This is a genomic window from Streptomyces sp. NPDC015127 (assembly GCF_043080095.1).
Classification (GTDB): Bacteria; Actinomycetota; Actinomycetes; order Streptomycetales; family Streptomycetaceae; genus Streptomyces.
This window is the reverse complement of the sequence record NZ_JBIBVE010000013.1, coordinates 82,553-101,536: the sequence shown is the minus strand read 5'-3', so window position 1 is coordinate 101,536 and position 18,984 is coordinate 82,553. Positions and strand designations below refer to the sequence as shown.

Genomic DNA, 18,984 nt, shown 5'->3' with positions numbered 1-18,984 from the left:
AGGGCGGCGGCGCTGTCGTTCGTACGCCGGGTGCCGCGGGCGTGCCCGGAGTCGGCTGCGATCGGACCGCCGTCTCAGTCGATCCGGTCGCAGATGTCGGTGAGCGAACCATGCGCCAGGTTCACCGACTTGTACCCGTCCGCGCTGATGTCCATGGTGTACACGCCGTCCACGACGTACAGGCCGCGTGGCAGATTGCCGCGGCCTTCGCCGACGCCCACCAGTACGGGACCGCGCACGGTCCAGAACTGGGAACCGTCCGTGCGGTGGTCCACCAGGGCCGAGCCGCTCACATCGGCGTCGTAGAACGCGCCGCTCACGGTGTTCGTGACCCGGACGACGAGATCGCCCTTGTAGGCGACCTGCTTCGGCGAGCCGTCCGGATGGCGGGCCGTCACGCGCCGTACCACCTCGTCCACGATCGGCTCGCCTTGCACGGCGACGTCGCACCGCACGCCGGCGGCGACGTCCCAGGGGGCGGAGGGCGCGGGCTCCCAGGCCGCCCGGTCGGTGGACACGGAAGCCGCCGAGGCCGGCGGAGCGCCCACCGACACCGTCGCAAGTGCGGTCAGGGCAAGGATCGTTCGTCGCATGATGACTCCTCGATGCGGTGGCCGATGCCGTCGGCCACGAGGATCGCCCGGTCCGCTCACCACCGGCTCACCATGCCAGCGCACCGCCGCCTAGGCTCGCCGGTGCCATGGAATTCCAGCTGCTCGGCCCCTTCGAGGCACGCCACGACGGAACGCGGATACCGCTGGGCACCCGCCGGCAGGAACGCTGCCTGCTGGCGATCCTGCTGCTCGACGCGGGCCGTGCGGTGAGCACCGCCCGCCTGATCGACCTGCTGTGGCACGGGCAGCCGCCCGCCTCCGCGCGGGGCACGGTCCATACCTACGTCGGCCGCCTGCGTGCCGCCCTCGCGCCGTACGGGATCCGGGTCGAGACCGTCCGCGACGGTTATCGCGCCGACCCCGGTGCCCATACCGTCGACGTCCACGCGTTCACGGGGCTCGTCGGCCGGGCCGCCGAGGCGGTCGAACCCGCCGACCGGATCCGGCTCTACGACCGGGCCCTCGCCCTGTGGCGCGGCCCGCTGCTCGCCGACGTTGCCGACGACCTCCTGCGCGAACGGCTGGGCGGACGGCTTGTCGAGCTGCGGCTCACCGCGATCGAGCACCGCGCCGAAGCGCACCTCGCGCTCGGCCGGCACGACCGGGTCGTCGCCGACCTGACCCCGCTGGTGGCGCTCCACGCGGGACGGGAGCGGCTCGTCGCGGCGCAGATGACCGCCCTGTACCGCGGCGGCCGCCGGGCGGAGGCCCTGGAGCTGTACCGCACCGCGCGCCGTGTGCTCGTGGACGAGCACGGCATCGAGCCGGGCGCCGGCCTGCGGACGCTGCACGACCGCGTCCTGGGCGGCGACCCGCGCCTGGACCGGCCCCAGGTGCCCGTCCACGCGGTGCGCGTCGGCGGTGTGTGGCTGCCGTGGAGCACCAGCGGGCACCCGGCGCTGGAGTTCTGCAACACCTACGCGGGCTGGGGCGGCCCGCCCCTTCCCGGCTCCGAGTGGCTGCGGGACTACACGTCCCTCGCCGTCTGGGCCGGACACCACGATCTGGCGGACGAGTGGGTCGTCAAAGGGCTGCTCCGCCGCGCGGCCGAGGACCCCGCGGGCGCGGAGGCCGCGCTGGGGGAGGCCCGTGAGTTCCGGGCGCGGCTGTACGCCTGTCTGACGGATTCCGACGACGTCCGTGCCTTCAAGGCGGTGGCCTCCGTCGTGGAGGAGGCCGCCGCCGCGTCGGTCCTGGTGCGGGGCGAGGACCGGCTCGGCCGGTGGCGGGTCTCGCCGTCCGCCGGGCTGCGTCTGCCGCTGCTCGCGGCGGCCCACGGCGCGGGCGAGCTGCTCTGCGATCCGGCGCGGTTCGTCGTCCGTGCGTGCCCGGCAGCCGGATGCGGCTGGCTGTTCCTCGACGAGAGCGGCCGACGGCGGTGGTGCAGCCTGCAGACCTGCGGTAGTGGGACGTCCATGCATTGAATGAGACATCTATGTCTCATCTAGGCTATGCTTGTCTCATGGCCATGGATCGTGAACAGGTACTCCGTACCGCCGCCGCCCTGCTCTCCCGGAAGTCGACCGCCACCATGGACGAGGTCGCCCGGGCCGCGGGCATCGGCCGTGCCACGCTGCACCGCCACTTCGCGGGCCGCGACGCGCTCGTCAGGGCGCTCGAGGCGTTCGGTATCCAGGAGTTCGAGGCCGCGCTCGACCGGGCCCGGCTCGACGAGGGCGACGCGAGCGAGGGGCTGCGGCGGCTGATCGCAGAGATGGAGCCGGCCGCCGACCTGCTGGCCTTCCTGGTCACGGAGAACCAGCTGTTCGAGGGCGACCAGGTCAACGAGGGCTGGTCCCGGCTCGACGCCCGGGTCTCGGCGCTCTTCCGGCGCGGCCAGGAGCGGGGCGAGTTCCGCATCGACCTCACGCCCGCATGGCTGACCGAGGCGCTGTACGCGCTGATCGGTTCCTGCGCGTGGGCCGTCATGGACGGCCGCGTCGCCAAGAAGGACTTCCAGTACATGACCGCCGAGCTGCTGCTCGGCGGAGCCCGACGGAGTGTGACGACATGAGCAGCACCTACCGGCCCACGACCAGGGCGGACGAGACCGTGTACCGCCCCGGGCGGTGGCTGGCGCTCTCCGTCCTGGTGCTGGCCGTCCTGCTGGTGGCGGTCGACGCGACCGTCCTCGGCCTCGCGACCCCGTTCCTCAGCGAGGACCTCGAACCGACCGGCAACCAGCTGCTGTGGATAGGCGACGTCTACTCGTTCGTCATCGCCGGACTGCTCGTCTCCATGGGCAGCCTCGGCGACCGCATCGGGCGCAAGAAGCTCCTGCTCGGCGGCGCCGTCGCGTTCGGCGCGGTGTCGGTGCTCAACGCGTACGCCACCAGCCCCGAGATGATGATCGCGGCCCGGGCGCTGCTCGGTGTCGCCGGAGCCACGCTGATGCCGTCCACGCTGGCCCTGATCCGCAACATCTTCCACGACCCGAAGGAGCGCAGTCTCGCCATCGGCATCTGGGGCGCCATGGCCTCCGCCGGTGCCGCCGTCGGACCCGTGGTCGGCGGTTTCCTGCTGGAGCACTTCTGGTGGGGCTCCGTCTTCCTGATCAACCTGCCCGTGATGGCGGTCCTCGTGCTCGTCGGCGTCAAGCTGCTGCCCGAGTCCAGGAACGCGGTGGCCGGTCCCTGGGACCTGGCCAGTGTCGTCCTGTCGCTCGTCGGCATGGTCGGCGTCGTGTACGCGATCAAGGAGGTGGCGAGCCACGGTCCGAGCATGGGCGCGGGTGCCGCCGCCGTGACCGGTGCCGCCGCGCTGTACGGCTTCGTACGCCGGCAGCTGACGCTGCCCGCACCGCTGCTCGACATGCGGCTGTTCCGGCACCGCGGCTTCTCCGGCGCGGTCCTCGCGGACCTGCTGACCATTCTCGGCCTGTCCGGTCTGGTGTTCTTCCTGTCCCAGTTCCTGCAACTGGTCCAGGGCAGGCAGCCGTTCGAGGCCGGCCTCGCGGAGCTGCCCGCCGCGCTCGGCGCGGTGGCCACCGGACTCGTCGCGGGCACCGTGGCCCGGCGTTTCTCGGTACGGGCCGTGGTCGCCGGCGGTCTCGCCGCCGTCGGCCTGGCGCTGGCCGCGCTGACGTTCCTCGGCCAGTCCACGGGCTATCCGCTGCTGGGCGCGGCGCTGCTGGTCGTCGGCGCCGGTGCGGGCTTCTCGTTCACCGTCACCGCGGACGTGATTCTCTCCAGCGTTCCCAAGGAGCAGGCGGGCGCGGCCTCCGCGGTCTCCGAGACGGCCTACGAACTCGGCGCGGCGCTCGGCATCGCCCTGCTCGGCTCCGTCCTGACCGGCGTCTACAGCGGCTTCGCCACCCCGGCGGGAGTGCCGGCGGCGACCGCGTCGGCGGCGCACGAGTCACTGGGCGGCGCGGTGGAGGCGGCGGCGGGCCTGCCCCACGGCGAGGCGGCGGCGCTGCTCGGCGCGGCGCAGGAGGCGTTCGTCGACGGCCTGCGGACGGCGGCGGGCGTGGGCGCGGCGGTGCTGCTGGCGACGGCGGTCGCGGCGTGGTTCCTGCTGCGGGGCCAGAAGCTGGCGGATGGCGTCGAGCACTGACCGCGCCGGCGGGCGGTGTCCCACGAACGACGGCGGGGCTGGAGAGATCCAGCCCCGCCGTCGTTCGAGGTGCGAAAGTGCGGGGGCAGTGCCCCGTCGGGGTTACGCCGCCTTCGCCTTCGTGGCGTACATGTCCACGTACTCCTGGCCCGACAGCCGCATGACCTCCGTCATCACCGAGTCCGTGACCGCCCGCAGCACATAGCGGTCGCGGTCCATGCCCTCGTAACGCGAGAACTCCATCGGCTCGCCGAAGCGGACCGTCACCCGGCCCGGGCGCGGCAGGCCCGCGCCGCCCGGCTGGAGCTTGTCCGTGCCGATCATCGCGAAGGGGACCACCGGCGCGCCCGTCATCAGCGTCAGGCGGGCGATGCCCGTACGGCCCCGGTACAGGCGGCCGTCGGGGGATCGGGTGCCCTCGGGGTAGATGCCGAAGACCTTGCCCTCCTCCAGCACCCGGCGGCCCGTCATCAGCGCGGCCACGCCGCCGTTGGCGCCGTCGCGGTCGACCGGGATCATGCCGACGCCGGTGAAGAACCACGCCATCGCGCGGCCCTTGAGGCCCTTGCCCGTGACGTACTCGTCCTTGCCGATGAAGAACACCGGGCGGTCGGTCACGAGGGGCAGCACCATCGAGTCGATGAACGTGAGGTGGTTCCCGGCGAGAATCACCGGCCCGGTCCCGGGAATGTTCTCGGCGCCTTCGACACGGGGGCGGAACATCAGGCGCAGGATCGGCCCGAGCACTGCCTTGATGAGCGTCAAGCGGGACAACGGGTCCTCCGTGTCATGGGACGGGACGGTGATGGCCGGCGCAGTAGGTGCGTGAGTCTGTGCAGGTGAGGACCATACTCGCGGTCCTGCCCGATCGCACATCGGGTTCACGAAGGTGATACGCAGTGTTGACGCGTGTTTTCACGGCGTTCGCCCAGGGTCTGCCGCAGGCAAGAGGCCGTTGCCTACGATCGGGCGACGCTCGACAGGTGCGGGACATCACATGGAGGAACGTTTCATGACACAGGGTACGAGCAGCAGTCCGGCACGCCGGACCGTGCTGGGAGCCGCCGTTCTGGGTACGGCCGCACTCGGCGTCGCCGCGGGTGCCGGCGCGGCCCGGGCCGGTGAGCGCGACGGGGGCGTCCCGGCATCCGGTGGGCTGCCCGTGCCGGCCGTCATCGCGCACCGCGGTGCCAGCGGCTACCGGCCCGAGCACACCATCGGCGCGTACCAGTTCGCCCTCGACATGGGCGCGCACGTCATCGAACAGGACCTGGTGCCCACCAAGGACGGCCATCTCGTATGCCGTCACGAGAACGACATCACCGGCACCACGGATGTCGCCCAGCACCCCGAGTTCGCCGCGCGCAAGACCACCAAGTCCGTCGACGGCGTCAGCATCACCGGCTGGTTCACCGAGGACTTCACGCTCGCCGAGCTGAAGACGCTCCGCGCCAAGGAGCGCATCCCCGGCACCCGCCAGGAGAACACCCTCTACGACGGCCGCTGGACCGTGCCCACGTTCGAGGAGGTGCTGCGCTGGGCCGAGGACGAGGGCCGCCGCCGCGGCCGCCCCGTGTGGCTGCACGTGGAGACCAAGCACCCCACCTACTTCCGGGGCATCGGGCTCGGCCTGGAGGAGCGCCTCGCGAAGCTGCTGCGGCGCTACGGGCGCCACCGCGCGAACTCGCCGACGTTCCTGCAGTCCTTCGAGCCGACCAGCATGGAGCGCATGGCGCGCCTCGTCGGCACGCAGCGCGTCGTGCTGCTGTGGACCCCGGACGACCGCCCGTGGGACTTCCGCGAGTCGGGCGACCCGCGCACCGTCGCCGACCTGGTCACGCCCGAGGGGCTCGCCTGGATCGCCGGATTCGCCCAGGGCATCGGCCCGTTGCTCGACCTCGTCATCCCGAAGGACGCGAACGGACGTCTGACCGAGGCCACCACGCTCGTGCGCGACGCGCACGCCGAGGGCCTGGTCGTGCACCCGTACACGATGCGCAACGAGAACACCTTCCTGCCCGCCGACTTCCGCCGCGGCACCGACCCCAACGCCTACGGGGACGTCTTCGGCGCGTACAAGGCGTACCTGGCGACCGGGATCGACGGCATCTTCACCGACAACCCGGACACGGGCCTGCTCGCGGTGGCGGACTTCCACGCCTGACACGCCGTCGGCCCCCACGCCGGCGGGGTCCCGGGGCACGCCACGCCCCGGACCCCGCGGACCCGGCCGCCCGTCACGGGCCGCCGGGTCCTTCCCGTCGTACCCGGTCGGTCACCCGCCCGCCTCACGCCGGCGGGGTTGACGGCCGATCCCGGTGCCCGGCGGACGCGTCCGCACCTGACCGCCCCGTACGGGTGATGCCGCCCGCCCGCCGAAACCGCAGGCACGCGGGCGGACGTCAGGCCGGGCATGACCGTTCTCGACGAAACCCCCGCCCATGTCGTCAGCGTCCTCGGCCCGCTGGTCAGTGCCGAGGCCACCGCGGAGGCGCCCGGCACCGCCCTGGAGGCCGGTGATCTCGAACAGGCCGTCTGGGTGCGGCTGCTGGAGCGATTGGACGACGACGGTCCTCCGCCGGACGCCGCCCGCTGGGTCAAGGCGGCGGTCCGGGCCGAGGCCCGCCGCGCCCGCCGTACGGCCGCCCGGGAACTGCCGTACCGTCACGACCCCTCCGACGGCCCCGCGGCCGACCTGTCCGGCGGGCCCGAGCGTGCCGCCCTGCGGTCCGAGCGCCGTCGCGCACTGCGCGCCGCCGTCGCCCGGACCCCCGGCAACTGCCCCCGCCTGCTGACTGCGATGTTGTCGCCGAAAGACCCCACCTACCGGGAAATCGCAGGGACGTTGGGAATCTCACAGGGGAGTCTGGGGCCGATGCGTTCCCGTTGCCTGGGATGTTTGCGCAGAATGCTCGCGGCAGAGGTTGCAGCTCCTGAACATCGGGGAAAGGAGCGGTAGACAACCGGCGGACAGGTGAGCGGGAGGCATGCGCACATGGGCATGAGCGTGACCATCTCAGCGGCGGCTGAGCACGATGCGGAGCACATCCTCAAGCTCCAGTACCTGTGCTACCAGACCGAGGCCGAGCTCTACGGCGACTACGGGATCGAGCCTTTGACCCAGACCCTCGCCGACCTCCGGGACGAGATCTCCCAGGGGCACGCGCTGGTGGCCAGGCTCGGCGACGAGGTGATCGCCTCCGTGCGCGGCCGGCTCGACGAGAGCGGCACGGCCAGGATCGCGAAGCTCATCGTGCACCCGCGGATGCAGCGCCACGGACTCGGCGGCCGGCTGCTCGACGCGATCGAGGCCCGCTTCGCCGGCGACCCGGACATCAAGCGGTTCCAGCTCTTCACCGGCCATCGCAGCGAGAGCAACCTGCGCCTCTACCGCAGCCGCGGCTACGTACCCGTCTCCAGCGAGCAGGTCGGCCCGAGCCTGACGCTGGTCACCCTGGAGAAGGAACCGACGCCGGGCGCGTACGCCGCGAGCGCCTAGGAGCCGGGGATGCTCTGACTGCGCGCGCGGCGCAGCCAGAGCATCCCCGTCACCGGCAGCAGTACGGGGATGAAGAGGTAGCCCATCCCGTACTCGGACCACACCGTCGAGTCAGGGAACGCCGACGGCTCCACCAGCGTCCAGGTCCCCACGATCAGCACGCCCGCGAGCTCGGCGGCGCAGCACACCAGCGCCGCCCTGCGAGCCGTCTCGCCACCGCGCACCAGGGTGTAGGTGATGAACGCGTACACCACGGCGGCGACGGCGGACAGCACATGCGCCAGCGGCGCACTGCCGAAGTCGGTCAGGATCTGGTAGACGGAGCGCGACACGGCGCCGACGGACATCACCCCGTACAGCCACACCAGCAGCAGCCCCGGACCCTGCACCAGCCTGGTCCGCGTCGTCTGGGTCGTCGGCCCGGCCATCGTCAGCCTCCCCAGATGTCGTGGAGCCGTACTTCGAGGACGGCGAGCACGACGGCGCCCGCCGCCACGGTCGCCGAACCCCAGCGGGTGCGCTCCGCCAGCGACAGGAACCCGGCGGCGGGCACCGCGAGCGCGGAGCCGATCAGATACGCGAGGAAGATGGCCGTGCCCTCGTCGGCCTTCTCGCCCCGCGCCAGCTGCACGATCCCGACGACCAGCTGGGCGAGCGCCAGGACGGACACCACGGCCATGCCGATGAAGTGCCAGTCCTTCGTCGGCTGATCGCGGTACGCGGCGAAGCCGCACCATGAGGCAAGGGCGAGCGCGGTCACGGCGACCACGACCGTCAGGGCGTCGAGCATGGACTCGAGCGTATTACGGCGCGGAGGTCACTCCGCGCGCGACCCCGGCCCGAGACACCCCCTAGGGTCGAGGCCATGGAGATCCACGCCGAAGCCCTGCTGTTCGACAACGACGGAACCCTCGTCTCCTCCCTGGAGTCGGTCGACCGCTGCTGGACGAAGTGGGCGCACGAGTACGGAATCACGGCGGAGGACTTCGCCCGCGTCGAGCTGCACGGCCGCCCCGCCGCCGAGATAGCCGCCGACCTGCTGCCCGCCGGCCTGGTACCGGAGGCGGTCGCCCGCATCGAGGCCCTGGAGGTCGAGGACGTCGCCGGATCGGTGGTCGCGCTGCCCGGCACGCTCGCCCTCCTCGCACAACTGCCGCCCGAGCGGTGGGCCGTCGTCACCTCGGCCACCCGGCGGCTCGCCGAGGCACGGCTCGACGAGGTGGGCATCAGGCCCAAGACGACCGTCGCCGCCGACGACATCACCCGCGGCAAGCCCGACCCCGAGCCGTACCTGCTCGCGGCCCGGCAGCTCGGCGCGGACCCGGCGCGGTGCGTCGTCTTCGAGGACGCCCCGGCCGGACTGGCCTCCGGCCGTGCCGCGGGGATGCGCACCGTGGCCTTGACCACAACACACCGCGCCGACGAGCTGGACGCCGACGTGGTCGTCACCGACCTGTCGGCCGTGTCCGTGCAGGTGACGGCGGACGGGGTGACGATCACCGCGGGCGCCTGAGCGTCCACGGGGCGCGTCAGAGGTGTCCGTATAGCGGACACCGCGGATTTGTCCGCGGGACCGTCTGTTTTACTTGCCCCCATGACCACGACGAGCAGCCGCACCCTTGCGACCGAGGCGATCACGACGCCCGGTGCTCGTTGTATGTGTCGAATGTGCGCCTTCTGAGGGTCCCTGCCCGCGCCTCGCGCCCCGAAGCGAGACCGACAGCCGCGCCGCGTCCGATCGTCCCCGCAGCCACGGAGAACGCCCCCGGACCGAGCCCGCCCCCGCGCACGCCTTGCCCCCGGCCACCAGCCGAGGAGGCCGTGCCGCAGAGGACTGTCTGAACCGAATGCCCCGTGCCCGGCGGACTCCGCGCCGCGCACTCGACAGTGACGGAAACCCTGTGATCACCACTACGGGCCTGACCAAGGTCTACTCATCGCGAGGCCGCGAAGTCACCGCTCTGGACGGCGTCGACCTGCATGTCCGCGAGGGCGAGGTCTTCGGCGTCATCGGCCGCAGCGGCGCCGGAAAGTCCTCGCTCATCCGCTGCGTCAACCTCCTCGAACGCCCCACCTCCGGCACCGTGACCGTCGCCGGCCAGGACCTCACCGCACTCGCCGGCCGGGGCCGGCGCGCGTCGAAGGAGCTGCGCGAGGCCCGCAGCCGCATCGGCATGGTCTTCCAGCACTTCAACCTGCTGTCCTCGCGCACCGTCAAGGACAACGTCGAACTGCCCCTGGAGATCCTCGGCATCTCCGGTGCCGACCGCTCCCGCAAGGCGCTCGAACTCCTCGACCTCGTCGGCCTCGCCGACAAGGCCAAGGCGTACCCCGGCCAGCTCTCCGGCGGACAGAAGCAGCGCGTCGGCATCGCCCGCGCCCTCGCCGGCGACCCCAAGGTGCTGCTGTCCGACGAGGCGACCAGCGCGCTGGACCCCGAGACCACCCGGTCCATCCTCCAGCTGCTGCGCGACCTCAACCAGCAGCTCGGACTGACGGTGCTGCTCATCACGCACGAGATGGACGTCGTCAAGACCATCTGCGACTCCGCCGCCCTGATGAAGAAGGGGAAGATCATCGAATCCGGCACGGTGAGCGAACTGCTCGCGACCCCCGGCTCCGAGCTGGCCCAGGAACTGTTCCCGGTCAGCGGCGACGCCTCCGGCCCCGACCGCACCGTCGTCGACGTCACCTTCCACGGCGAGGCCGCGACCCAGCCGGTGATCTCCCAGCTGTCGCGCACGTACAACATCGACATCTCGATCCTCGGCGCCGCGATGGACACCGTCGGCGGCAAGCAGATCGGCCGGATGCGCATCGAACTCCCCGGCCGCTACGAGGAGAACGTCGTCCCGGTCGGCTTCCTGCGCGAGCAGGGCCTCCAGGTCGACGTCGTCGACCTGGACACCGCCGCCGCCGTCCCGGCCCAGGCCCCCGCACTTGTCGAGGAGGTCGCGAAGTGACCTGGTCCGAGATGCAGCCCCTGCTCACCCAGGGCACGCTCGACACGCTCTACATGGTGCTGTGGTCCACCCTCGTCACCGTCGCCGGCGGACTCCCGCTCGGCGTGCTGCTCGTCCTCACCGACAAGGGCGGACTGCTCCAGAACACCCCGGTGAACAAGATCGTCGGCGTGATCGTGAACATCGGCCGCTCGCTGCCGTTCATCATCCTGCTGATCGCGCTGATCCCCTTCACCACCCTGGTCGTCGGCACCTTCATCGGCCCCACCGCGATGATCGTGCCGCTCGCCGTCGGCGCCATCCCCTTCTTCGCCCGGCTCGTCGAGACGGCGATCAGGGAGGTCGACCACGGGCTCGTCGAGGCCGTCCAGTCCATGGGCGGCTCGATCCCCACCATCGTCCGCAAGGTGCTGCTCCCGCAGGCGCTGCCCTCGCTGGTCGCGGCCGTCACCACCACCGTGATCGTCCTCGTCGGCTACTCGGCGATGGCCGGCGCGGTCGGCGGCGAAGGTCTCGGCTCCAAGGCCGTCACCTACGGGTTCCAGCGCTTCGAGACGCAGTTCATGCTCGTCACCGTCGTGATCCTGATCGCGATCGTGACCGTCGTGCAGCTCGTCGGCGACGGAGTCGTACGGCTGCTGGCCCGCCGCGGACACGCCGCGAGCTGACCCGCGGACGTTCCCCAAAAACAGCCCGCACTCCTTGTCCGGGCGTTGTTCCACCCCTCAGAAAGAGGCACTTTTCGTGCGTAAGAACATCAAGCTCACCGCGGCTGCCGCCGCCACCGCTGCCCTCGCCCTCGGCCTGACCGCCTGCGGCACGGCCTCCGACCCGGGCGCCAAGAACGACGCCGGCGCCGCCGCCGACGCGTCCAAGGCGCTCGTCGTCGCCGCGTCCCCGACGCCGCACGCCGACATCCTGACCTTCGTCAAGGACAACCTCGCGGCCGAGGCGGGCCTCACACTGGAGGTCAAGGAGTTCACGGACTACGTCCTGCCGAACACCGCCACCCAGCAGGGCCAGGTCGACGCCAACTACTTCCAGCACAAGCCGTACCTGGACGACTTCAACAAGAAGAACAAGACGACCATCGTCCCCGTCGTCGACGTCCACCTCGAGCCCCTCGGCCTCTACTCCAAGAAGGTCAAGGACATCAAGGACATCAAGGCCGGCCAGACTGTCGCCGTCCCCAACGACACCACCAACGAGGGCCGCGCGCTCAAGCTGCTCGCCGACAACGGCCTGATCACCCTCAAGGACGGCGCCGGCACCGACGCCAAGCTCTCCGACATCGAGGACGCCAAGGGCCTGAAGTTCAAGGAGCTGGAGGCGGCCACGCTGCCCCGCGCCCTGAACGACGTCGACGCCGCCGTGATCAACGGCAACTACGCCATCGAGGCCGACCTCGAGCCCGCCTCGGACTCCCTGGTGCTGGAGAAGGCCGAGGGCAACCCGTACGCCAACTTCCTCGCCGTCAAGGACGGCAACCAGGACGACCCGCGCGTGCAGAAGCTTGCGAAGCTCCTGAACTCGCCCGAGGTGAAGAAGTACATCGAGGACACGTACAAGGGCTCCGTCGTCGCGGCCTCCGGCGCGGCCAAGTAAGGGCGACACGAAGCGACTTGACGCCGGCCCCGGGCACCGACCAAGGTGCGCGGGGCCGCGTCGTACCTGCACCCGGCCCTGCACAGCCGGCAGCCGATGTTGCATGCTGTGCCTTTACGGCTACGACGCCCACACGGCAACGACCCTTTTGACGGTCCCGGCATGGAGCAGTGCATGACTCACACCTTCCCGGACGTGTCCATCAGCACGGAGCGGTTGGTGCTGCGCCCCTTCGAGGACGCCGACATCCCGGCTTTCACCGAGATGATGAACGACGAGCTGACCACGGCCTGGACGTCGGTGCCGCACCCCTACACCACGCGGGACGCCGAGGACTGGGTGCGCAGGATCGCTCCTGCTGAGCGCACCACGGGCCGGGGCATCGTGCTCGCCGTCACCGAGTTCCTCACCCAGCGGCTCGTCGGCATCGTCCACCTGCAGAACACCAACTGGCGCACGCTCGCCACCGAGGTCGCCTACGTCACCGCGCCCTGGGCGCGCGGCGAGGGCTACGCCACCGAATCCGTCCTCGCCGTCGCCCAGTGGCTCTTCCGCAACCAGAAGTTCGAGCGCATGGAGCTGCGCACGGCCGCCGACAACGCCGCCTCCCAGCAGGTCGCCCAGAAGATCGGCTGCATCAGCGAGGGCGTCCTGCGCAACGCCTGGATAGTGCGCAGCCAGACGGAGGACGGCGGCTGGACCGACATCCGCACCGACCTGATCGTGTGGAGCCTGCTCCCCGAGGACATGGAGGCCGACCGCCTGGCGGAAGCCGGCTACGCCTCCTACACGGACTGGAACTGACCCCGCGCACCGGCCTCCGGCGCGGACGGGGCACACCCTCACCGCCCTCCGAGGCGCTCCGGGTACCCTCACGAGGCGACCCCATGAGGCGTCGCACCACCGCGGAAGCACTCCCGACCTGCAACAACTCCAGGAGACTGACGAGATGGCCGACCGGGTCACGGTGATCGGCTGGGACGGTTCGCCGCTCACCCAGGCGGCCAGGTCCGCGCTGTCGGCCGCAACCCTGGTCGCCGGCGCCGCCCACCACCTGGCCCTGCCCGAAGTCCCTCCCCGCGCCGAACGCATCCGCCTCGGCAGCGTCGACCTCGCCGCCCGGCGTATCGCGAGCCACCGCGGCAGCGCGGTCGTCCTCGCCGACGGCGACCCCGGGTTCTTCGGCGTCGTGCGCACCCTGCGCGCGCCGGAGCACGGCCTGGAGGTCGAGGTCGTCCCCGCCGTCTCGTCCGTCGCCACCGCCTTCGCCCGGGCCGGCATGCCCTGGGACGACGCACAGATCGTCGTCGCCCACCGCCGCACACTGCGCCGTGCGGTCAACGTGTGCCGGGCCCACACCAAGGTCGCCGTCCTCACCTCCCCGGGCGCGGGCCCCGCCGAACTCGCCCTGCTCCTCGACGGAGTGCACCGCACCTTCGTCATCTGCGAGGAACTGGGCACCAGCCGCGAACAGGTCACCGTCCTCACCTCCGACAAGGTCGCCGACCACGTGTGGCGCGACCCCAACGTCGTCATCGTCATCGGCGGCGGGGGCAGCCTCACCGCCGCCTCCGGCACCGGATCCGGCTGGATCGCCGGACACGAACCGGGCTATCCGCCCGAGCTGCGCGGCTGGGCCCTGCCGCCCGCCGACCCGCGGGCGCCGCAGGCCGGCGAGGGCGAGTACGCGGGACTGCGCGCCGCCCAGCTGGCCCGCCTCGGCCCCCGCGTCGGCGACCTCGTCTGGGACATCGGCTCCGGCGGCGGCGCGCTCGCGGCCGAGGCCGCCCGTTTCGGCGCCGCGGTCATCGCGGTCGACGCCGACCCGGACGCCTGCCGCCGCAGCGTGACCGAGGCGCGGCGGCTCGGCGTCCAGCTCCAGGTCGTCCAGGGCCGCGCCCCGCACGTGCTGGAGCGGCTGCCCGAACCGGACGTCGTCCGCATCGGGGGCGGGGGAGTGCCCGTCGTCACCGCGGTCGCCGACCGCAGGCCCCAGCGCATCGTCACCCACGCCTCCACCCGCGACGAGGCGGAGGCGATCGGTGCGGCGCTGGCGGCCGGAGGCTACGACGTCGAATGTGCGCTGCTCCAGGCCGTCGAACTGGACACCGCCGACTGGACGGAGCGCGAACGCACCGTCGTCTTCCTGCTCTGCGGCCGGCACCAGGAGCCCCGCGCCTAGGCCCTGTCCGGCCGATCTTGCCGGGCTCGCGTGCCCTGGCACGCGAGCCCGCTGCGTTGTCGTCATTCGCCGACGCTCCGCGTCGACTCAATCCTCCGCCTTGCGATTGCACGCACCAGACCCTCCCCCTACGCCCTGCGGGCGTGGGGGGACCCCCACTCACTGATCCGGCCTGACCGACCGGACAGGACCTGGGGCCGCTCGCTCTCCGCGAACCAAGGGCCAGGCCCTCTCCCCCGGAGGGTGCGGGGTAGGCTGGCCGATCGTTGTACCGCAGCCGGGCGTTCGTCCATTGGTTCGTCAATGTCCGGAAAAGGGAGTCACTTTGGCTCCCGTTTGTGGTACGTCGGTACCCGGGGGGTCGCGCGACGTGGCGCAGCCCACAGCGGACCGCGGCGGATCTTGCTGCCGCGGTGGCGAACGACGGCGACAATGCTTGGGGTCCGGGGTCGATCGTGCCGCGCGGCGCCCACGCTCGTTGTTGTTCACGGGCGTCAGGTGTGCCGGTCGGACGTCCCGGGCGATGGGCGAAGGAGCAAAACCGATGGGCGAGGGGAACGCATGACTGACACCGGCCAGATCCCGGGCGAGGGGCTGCCGGAGAACGCAGGCATGGTGGAGCAGCCGGGCGTCCCCGCCCCCGGCGCGTACACCTACCTCGAACCCTCCGAGCACACCTCCGAAGAGGACGACCTCCTGCTGATGCCGGGAGCGCAGGGAGCCTGGAGCGACCCGCAGCAGGTGCCGGCGGCGCAGGCGCCGCAGATGCAGGGAGCACCCGCCGCCGACCAGTACGCGGCGGCGCCCGTCTCCGTTCAGCCGATGGCCCCCGAGGAGGCCGCTCCGCACCACGGAAGCGGCGAGTACCAGGTGGACTACCAGGCGGTGGCGTACGGCACGCACGAGTACCCGGCCGCCCCGGCCGCGCCCGGTGACGAGCACGGCGTCCCGCAGCCCGTCGGGCAGGGACCGGCGCCGGAGACGGTGCCCGCACCGGAGTTCGTCGAGGTGACCCCCGCGCCGGTGGCCGACGCCGCCGTGTACGCGCAGGAGGCGCAGCCGCACGACTCCCAGGCGCAGATGCCGCAGGCCCCCGCGTTCCAGGAGGCGGGGTCCCAGCAGCCCGCGGGCGTTCCCGCACAGGACGCCCACGCCCACCAGGTCCACGCTCAGGGCGCGCCCATGCACGCCGCCCCGGCCCTGCAGGCGCCCCAGGAGGCCCAGCCGCAGGAGCCGTTGGCGCAGGTCCAGGGCACCATGTCCGTCGTGCCCGGCGTGGCACCGGCCGATCCGGCGCCGATGGCCCACGAGGGCGCCCACGCAGCCCCCGCAGCCCCCGCAGCCCACGCAGCCCACGCAGCCCCCGCAGCTCACGCCGCCCACGCTGCTCAGCTCGGCGCCGAGTCGGCCGTCGCCGTCATGGTCGACGCCCCGGCCGAGGAAGCCGCCGCTCCCCAGGAGCCCGCGGCCGTGCAGGAGCAGGCAGCCGCTGCGCGGCACGCGGTCCACGAGAGGGGCGCCCACGAGGCGGGGGGCCGGGACTCCGGCTCCGTCGACCTCGGAGCCGTACGCATGCACGCGGCCGCCACCTCCGCCACGCCGACCCCGCCGCCCGCGCGCCGCCCCCTCCACATGGGCCCGCCGGTTCCCGAGCCCAACAGTGGCGTGGTGCGCTCGCTCGCCGACCGGGGACCCGCCGGGACCCCGCCGCACCCCATGGTCGTACGGCCCGCCCCGGCGCAGCCCGCGGCGACGGGAGTGGAGTACCTCGACGTTCCGCGCGAGGAGCCCGCTGCAGGGCTTCCAGAGCCGCAGCTCGGTGACATCCCGCCGCAGGCCGGCGCCCCGTGGGACCCGCAGCCGCCGCAGGACCAGGCGCAGACCGCCCCCGCGGCGCCCGCAGAAACGGTCGTCCCCGAGGCGGTGCCCGCGGAGGAAGCCACCGGTGGCGAGGAGCCCGCGGCCACCGCTGAGGCCGTGAACGCGACCGCGCAGGAAGCCACCGTGCCCGCCCCGCGCGACGGCGGTTCGGAGCCGCAGCAGGCCGAGCAGGCCGATCAGAACGTGGAGGCCGTGGAGGCCGATCAGAACGTGGAGGCCGTGGAGGCCGTGGCCGCGGTGGACGCCGTGCAGGCCGTCGAGGAGCCCGCCGGGAACACCGTGGCGGCGGAGGGCACCGACCCGGTGGCGGAGGCCGTCGCGGAGGAGCCGGCGGCGCAGGCCGCCGAACCCGTCGGGCCGGAGCCGGCTGTCGCTGCCGAGCCCGCTGCGGCCGACCCCGAGCCGGTGGCCGCACACGAGCCCGAGGCGTCCCCCGAACCGGTGGCCGAGTCGGCCGAAACGGCCCCGGAAGCGGCCCCCGAGGCCGCCGCAGTCGAGGCGACGCCGGAGCAGGCGGCCGAGCAGGCGCCCGCGCCCGAGGACGTCCCCGTTGCGGAGAACGCCGAGCCCGCGGTGGCTGCCGAGCCCGAGGTCGTCGAGCCCGCCGTGGCCCAGGCCGTCGAGCCCGCCGAGGCCGTCGAGACCGAGCCCGAGCCCCAGCCCGAGCCCGAGCCCGAGCCCGTCGCCCACGAGCCCGCCGTGGCCGCTGAGCCCACCGCCGACGAGCCCGCTGAGGCCGTCGAGCCCGAGCCCGCCGCCGAGCCCGAACCCGCCGTGGCTGCTGAGCCCGTCGAGCCCGAGCCCGTCGTCGTCGTGGCCGAAGCCGACACCGCGTCCGACACCACCGACAACGCCCCCGAAGGCGAACCCGCCGCTCCCGCGACCGCCCCCGCCCCCGGCTACGACGACGCCGAGCGCGAGGCCGTCCTGCGGGTCATGCGCGAACGCCGCGACATCCGCAACGGCTTCCGCGGCGACCCCATTCCGCACGAGGTCCTCCTCCGCGTCCTCGAAGCCGCGCACACCGCGCCCAGCGTCGGCCACTCCCAGCCCTGGGACTTCGTGGTCATCCGCTCGGCCGAGACCCGCCGCACGATGCACGAACTCGCCCAGCGCCAGCGCGAGGCGTACGCCAAGTCGCTGCCCAAGGGGCGGGCCAAGCAGTTCAAGGAACTGAAGATCGAGGCCATCCTCGACACCCCGGTGAACATCGTCGTCACCGCCGACCCCACCCGCGGGGGCCGCCACACCCTGGGCCGCCACACGCAGCCGCAGATGGCGCCCTACTCCTCGGCCCTCGCCGTCGAGAACCTGTGGCTCGCCGCCCGCGCCGAGGGCCTCGGCGTCGGCTGGGTCTCCTTCTTCGACGAGCGCGAGATGGTCCGCACGCTCGGCCTGCCCGATCACCTCGAAGTCGTCGCGTACCTCTGCGTGGGCTACGTCGACGAATTCCCCGAGGAGCCCGAGCTGATGCAGGCGGGCTGGTCCAAGCGCCGCCCGCTGTCCTGGGTCGTCCACGAGGAGACGTACGGCCGTCGTGCGCTGCCCGGGGAGGAGCCGCACGATCTGCTCCAGGAGACCGTCACCAACATCCGCCCGCTCGACGCCAAGGCGCTCGGCGAGGCATGGGAACGCCAGAAGCGGATGACCAAGCCGGCCGGCGCGCTCGGCATGCTGGAGATCATCTCCGCGCAGCTGAGCGGCCTGTCCCGGATGTGCCCGCCCCCGATCCCGGAGCCGGCCGCGGTCGCGATCTTCGCGGGCGACCACGGTGTGCACGCCCAGGGCGTCACGGCCTGGCCGCAGGAGGTCACGGGCCAGATGGTCGCGAACTTCCTCGGCGGGGGAGCGGTCTGCAACGCCTTCGCCGCCCAGGTCGGCGCCGAGGTCTGCGTGATCGACGTGGGCGTCGCCTCCGACCTGCCCGCCACCCCCGGCCTGCTCCCGCGCAAGGTCCGGCCCGGGACGGCCGACTTCACCACCGGCCCCGCGCTGAGCCGCGAAGAGGTGCTCGCCGCGATCGAGGTCGGCGTCGAGACGGCCCGCGACCTGGTGGCCGCCGGGAACAAGGCGCTGCTGACCGGCGAGATGGGCATCGCCAACACCACGGCGTCCGCGGCCCTCATCGCCGTCTACACGGGCGCGGACCCGGCGGAGATCACCGGCCGCGGCACCGGCATCAACGACGAGATGCACGCCCGCAAGGTCGACGTCGTACGCCGCGCCCTGGAACTCCACCAGCCCGACCCGGCCGACCCCATCGGCGTGCTGTCGGCCGTCGGCGGCCTGGAGCACTGCGCACTCGTCGGCCTCATCCTCGGCGGTGCGTCGCTGCGCACGCCGGTCGTTCTCGACGGCGTCAGCACCGGCGCGGCGGCCCTGGTCGCCCGGGCCGTCGCCCCCGAGGCGCTGGCCGCGTGCATCGCCGGACACCGCAGCGCCGAGCCCGGCCACGTGGCCGCGCTCAACAAGCTGGGCCTGCGCCCGCTGATCGACCTGGACCTCCGCCTCGGCGAGGGCACGGGCGCGCTGCTGGCGCTCCCCGTCGTCCAGAGCGCGGCACGCGCCATGCACGAGGTCGCCACCTTCGACTCGGCCGGCGTCACGGAGAAGTAGCGCACCCGCCCGGGTGCTGGTCCGCGGATCGGCGCGGGACGGCCCCGGGCCCCCGGGCACGCCGGAACG

At 72.7% G+C, this 18,984-nt stretch carries 17 protein-coding genes; 13 read left to right on the top strand and 4 right to left on the bottom strand.

The features are described from left to right. Positions 1 to 74 precede the first annotated feature (74 nt). A complete protein-coding gene (locus ACF08N_RS25475) occupies positions 75 to 593 on the bottom strand; it encodes a hypothetical protein (RefSeq protein ID WP_392326991.1) in 519 nt (172 codons plus the stop codon). Positions 594 to 700: 107 nt separating this feature from the next. Here ACF08N_RS25475 and ACF08N_RS25470 point away from each other — a divergent pair, with 107 nt between their 5' ends. The 3 genes from ACF08N_RS25470 to ACF08N_RS25460 are packed head-to-tail and all read left to right on the top strand — an operon-like array spanning position 701 to position 4,169. Continuing rightward, on the top strand, positions 701 to 2,038 hold the full coding sequence (locus ACF08N_RS25470) for a BTAD domain-containing putative transcriptional regulator (RefSeq protein WP_392326990.1): 1,338 nt from the start codon (positions 701 to 703) through the stop codon (positions 2,036 to 2,038). A gap of 38 nt (positions 2,039 to 2,076) precedes the next feature. Further along, positions 2,077 to 2,628, top strand: coding sequence for a TetR/AcrR family transcriptional regulator (locus tag ACF08N_RS25465; protein WP_392326989.1), 552 nt, complete (start codon positions 2,077 to 2,079; stop codon positions 2,626 to 2,628). After that, the gene (locus ACF08N_RS25460; protein WP_392326988.1) at positions 2,625 to 4,169 is read left to right on the top strand and encodes an MFS transporter; all 1,545 of its coding nucleotides are present in this window, start codon (positions 2,625 to 2,627) and stop codon (positions 4,167 to 4,169) included. Before ACF08N_RS25465 ends, ACF08N_RS25460 begins: the two co-directional genes overlap by 4 nt. 102 nt (positions 4,170 to 4,271) lie before the next feature. Here the strand turns inward: ACF08N_RS25460 and ACF08N_RS25455 are convergent, their stop codons facing one another. Continuing rightward, entirely contained in the window at positions 4,272 to 4,943 is a 672-nt protein-coding gene (locus ACF08N_RS25455; protein WP_392326987.1) for a lysophospholipid acyltransferase family protein, read from the bottom strand. A gap of 238 nt (positions 4,944 to 5,181) precedes the next feature. Here ACF08N_RS25455 and ACF08N_RS25450 point away from each other — a divergent pair, with 238 nt between their 5' ends. From ACF08N_RS25450 to ACF08N_RS25440, 3 genes are all read left to right on the top strand, one after another. Further along, positions 5,182 to 6,333 carry a glycerophosphodiester phosphodiesterase gene (locus tag ACF08N_RS25450; RefSeq protein WP_392326986.1) on the top strand — a complete coding sequence of 384 codons (1,152 nt, stop codon included), beginning with the start codon at positions 5,182 to 5,184 and terminating at the stop codon, positions 6,331 to 6,333. Between the two features lie 249 nt (positions 6,334 to 6,582). Continuing rightward, positions 6,583 to 7,128: a sigma-70 family RNA polymerase sigma factor gene (locus ACF08N_RS25445; RefSeq protein WP_392326985.1), complete on the top strand. Its 546-nt coding sequence runs from the start codon at positions 6,583 to 6,585 to the stop codon at positions 7,126 to 7,128. Positions 7,129 to 7,164: 36 nt separating this feature from the next. Continuing rightward, a complete protein-coding gene (locus ACF08N_RS25440; RefSeq protein ID WP_392326984.1) occupies positions 7,165 to 7,668 on the top strand; it encodes a GNAT family N-acetyltransferase in 504 nt (167 codons plus the stop codon). Here the strand turns inward: ACF08N_RS25440 and ACF08N_RS25435 are convergent. Beyond that, on the bottom strand, positions 7,665 to 8,096 hold the full coding sequence (locus tag ACF08N_RS25435) for a hypothetical protein (protein WP_392326983.1): 432 nt from the start codon (positions 8,094 to 8,096) through the stop codon (positions 7,665 to 7,667). The genes ACF08N_RS25440 and ACF08N_RS25435 overlap by 4 nt on opposite strands. Before the next feature lie 2 nt (positions 8,097 to 8,098). Continuing rightward, the gene (locus ACF08N_RS25430) at positions 8,099 to 8,458 is read right to left on the bottom strand and encodes a hypothetical protein (RefSeq protein WP_392326982.1); all 360 of its coding nucleotides are present in this window, start codon (positions 8,456 to 8,458) and stop codon (positions 8,099 to 8,101) included. 75 nt (positions 8,459 to 8,533) lie between these two features. Between ACF08N_RS25430 and ACF08N_RS25425 the strand changes: the two genes are divergently transcribed. The 7 genes from ACF08N_RS25425 to cobT all read left to right on the top strand — a co-directional run bounded on the left by ACF08N_RS25425 (position 8,534) and on the right by cobT (position 18,915). Next, a complete protein-coding gene (locus ACF08N_RS25425) occupies positions 8,534 to 9,181 on the top strand; it encodes an HAD family hydrolase (RefSeq protein ID WP_392326981.1) in 648 nt (215 codons plus the stop codon). Positions 9,182 to 9,569: 388 nt separating this feature from the next. Beyond that, positions 9,570 to 10,631, top strand: coding sequence for a methionine ABC transporter ATP-binding protein (locus ACF08N_RS25420; protein WP_392326980.1), 1,062 nt, complete (start codon positions 9,570 to 9,572; stop codon positions 10,629 to 10,631). After that, positions 10,628 to 11,299, top strand: coding sequence for a methionine ABC transporter permease (locus tag ACF08N_RS25415; RefSeq protein WP_392326979.1), 672 nt, complete (start codon positions 10,628 to 10,630; stop codon positions 11,297 to 11,299). The genes ACF08N_RS25420 and ACF08N_RS25415 overlap by 4 nt, the downstream gene beginning before the upstream one ends. A gap of 76 nt (positions 11,300 to 11,375) precedes the next feature. After that, complete coding sequence (locus ACF08N_RS25410; RefSeq protein ID WP_392326978.1) at positions 11,376 to 12,236, top strand: MetQ/NlpA family ABC transporter substrate-binding protein; 861 nt, start codon at positions 11,376 to 11,378, stop codon at positions 12,234 to 12,236. 174 nt (positions 12,237 to 12,410) lie between these two features. Then, on the top strand, positions 12,411 to 13,040 hold the full coding sequence (locus tag ACF08N_RS25405; RefSeq protein ID WP_392326977.1) for a GNAT family N-acetyltransferase: 630 nt from the start codon (positions 12,411 to 12,413) through the stop codon (positions 13,038 to 13,040). A 145-nt stretch (positions 13,041 to 13,185) separates the two neighbouring features. After that, complete coding sequence (cbiE, locus tag ACF08N_RS25400; RefSeq protein WP_392326976.1) at positions 13,186 to 14,418, top strand: precorrin-6y C5,15-methyltransferase (decarboxylating) subunit CbiE; 1,233 nt, start codon at positions 13,186 to 13,188, stop codon at positions 14,416 to 14,418. Between the two features lie 561 nt (positions 14,419 to 14,979). After that, complete coding sequence (gene cobT, locus ACF08N_RS25395) at positions 14,980 to 18,915, top strand: nicotinate-nucleotide--dimethylbenzimidazole phosphoribosyltransferase (protein ID WP_392326975.1); 3,936 nt, start codon at positions 14,980 to 14,982, stop codon at positions 18,913 to 18,915. Positions 18,916 to 18,984: the final 69 nt, after the last annotated feature.

What these genes read in the sequence shown, in the direction of transcription:
- ACF08N_RS25475 (WP_392326991.1), bottom strand. Translation starts at nt 593, where the DNA reads ATGCGACGAACGATCCTTGCCCTGACCGCACTTGCGACGGTGTCGGTG.
- ACF08N_RS25470 (WP_392326990.1), top strand. Translation starts at nt 701, where the DNA reads ATGGAATTCCAGCTGCTCGGCCCCTTCGAGGCACGCCACGACGGAACG.
- ACF08N_RS25465 (WP_392326989.1), top strand. Translation starts at nt 2,077, where the DNA reads ATGGCCATGGATCGTGAACAGGTACTCCGTACCGCCGCCGCCCTGCTC.
- ACF08N_RS25460 (WP_392326988.1), top strand. Translation starts at nt 2,625, where the DNA reads ATGAGCAGCACCTACCGGCCCACGACCAGGGCGGACGAGACCGTGTAC.
- ACF08N_RS25450 (WP_392326986.1), top strand. Translation starts at nt 5,182, where the DNA reads ATGACACAGGGTACGAGCAGCAGTCCGGCACGCCGGACCGTGCTGGGA.
- ACF08N_RS25445 (WP_392326985.1), top strand. Translation starts at nt 6,583, where the DNA reads ATGACCGTTCTCGACGAAACCCCCGCCCATGTCGTCAGCGTCCTCGGC.
- ACF08N_RS25440 (WP_392326984.1), top strand. Translation starts at nt 7,165, where the DNA reads ATGGGCATGAGCGTGACCATCTCAGCGGCGGCTGAGCACGATGCGGAG.
- ACF08N_RS25435 (WP_392326983.1), bottom strand. Translation starts at nt 8,096, where the DNA reads ATGGCCGGGCCGACGACCCAGACGACGCGGACCAGGCTGGTGCAGGGT.
- ACF08N_RS25430 (WP_392326982.1), bottom strand. Translation starts at nt 8,458, where the DNA reads ATGCTCGACGCCCTGACGGTCGTGGTCGCCGTGACCGCGCTCGCCCTT.
- ACF08N_RS25425 (WP_392326981.1), top strand. Translation starts at nt 8,534, where the DNA reads ATGGAGATCCACGCCGAAGCCCTGCTGTTCGACAACGACGGAACCCTC.
- ACF08N_RS25405 (WP_392326977.1), top strand. Translation starts at nt 12,411, where the DNA reads ATGACTCACACCTTCCCGGACGTGTCCATCAGCACGGAGCGGTTGGTG.
- cbiE (WP_392326976.1), top strand. Translation starts at nt 13,186, where the DNA reads ATGGCCGACCGGGTCACGGTGATCGGCTGGGACGGTTCGCCGCTCACC.
- cobT (WP_392326975.1), top strand. Translation starts at nt 14,980, where the DNA reads ATGACTGACACCGGCCAGATCCCGGGCGAGGGGCTGCCGGAGAACGCA.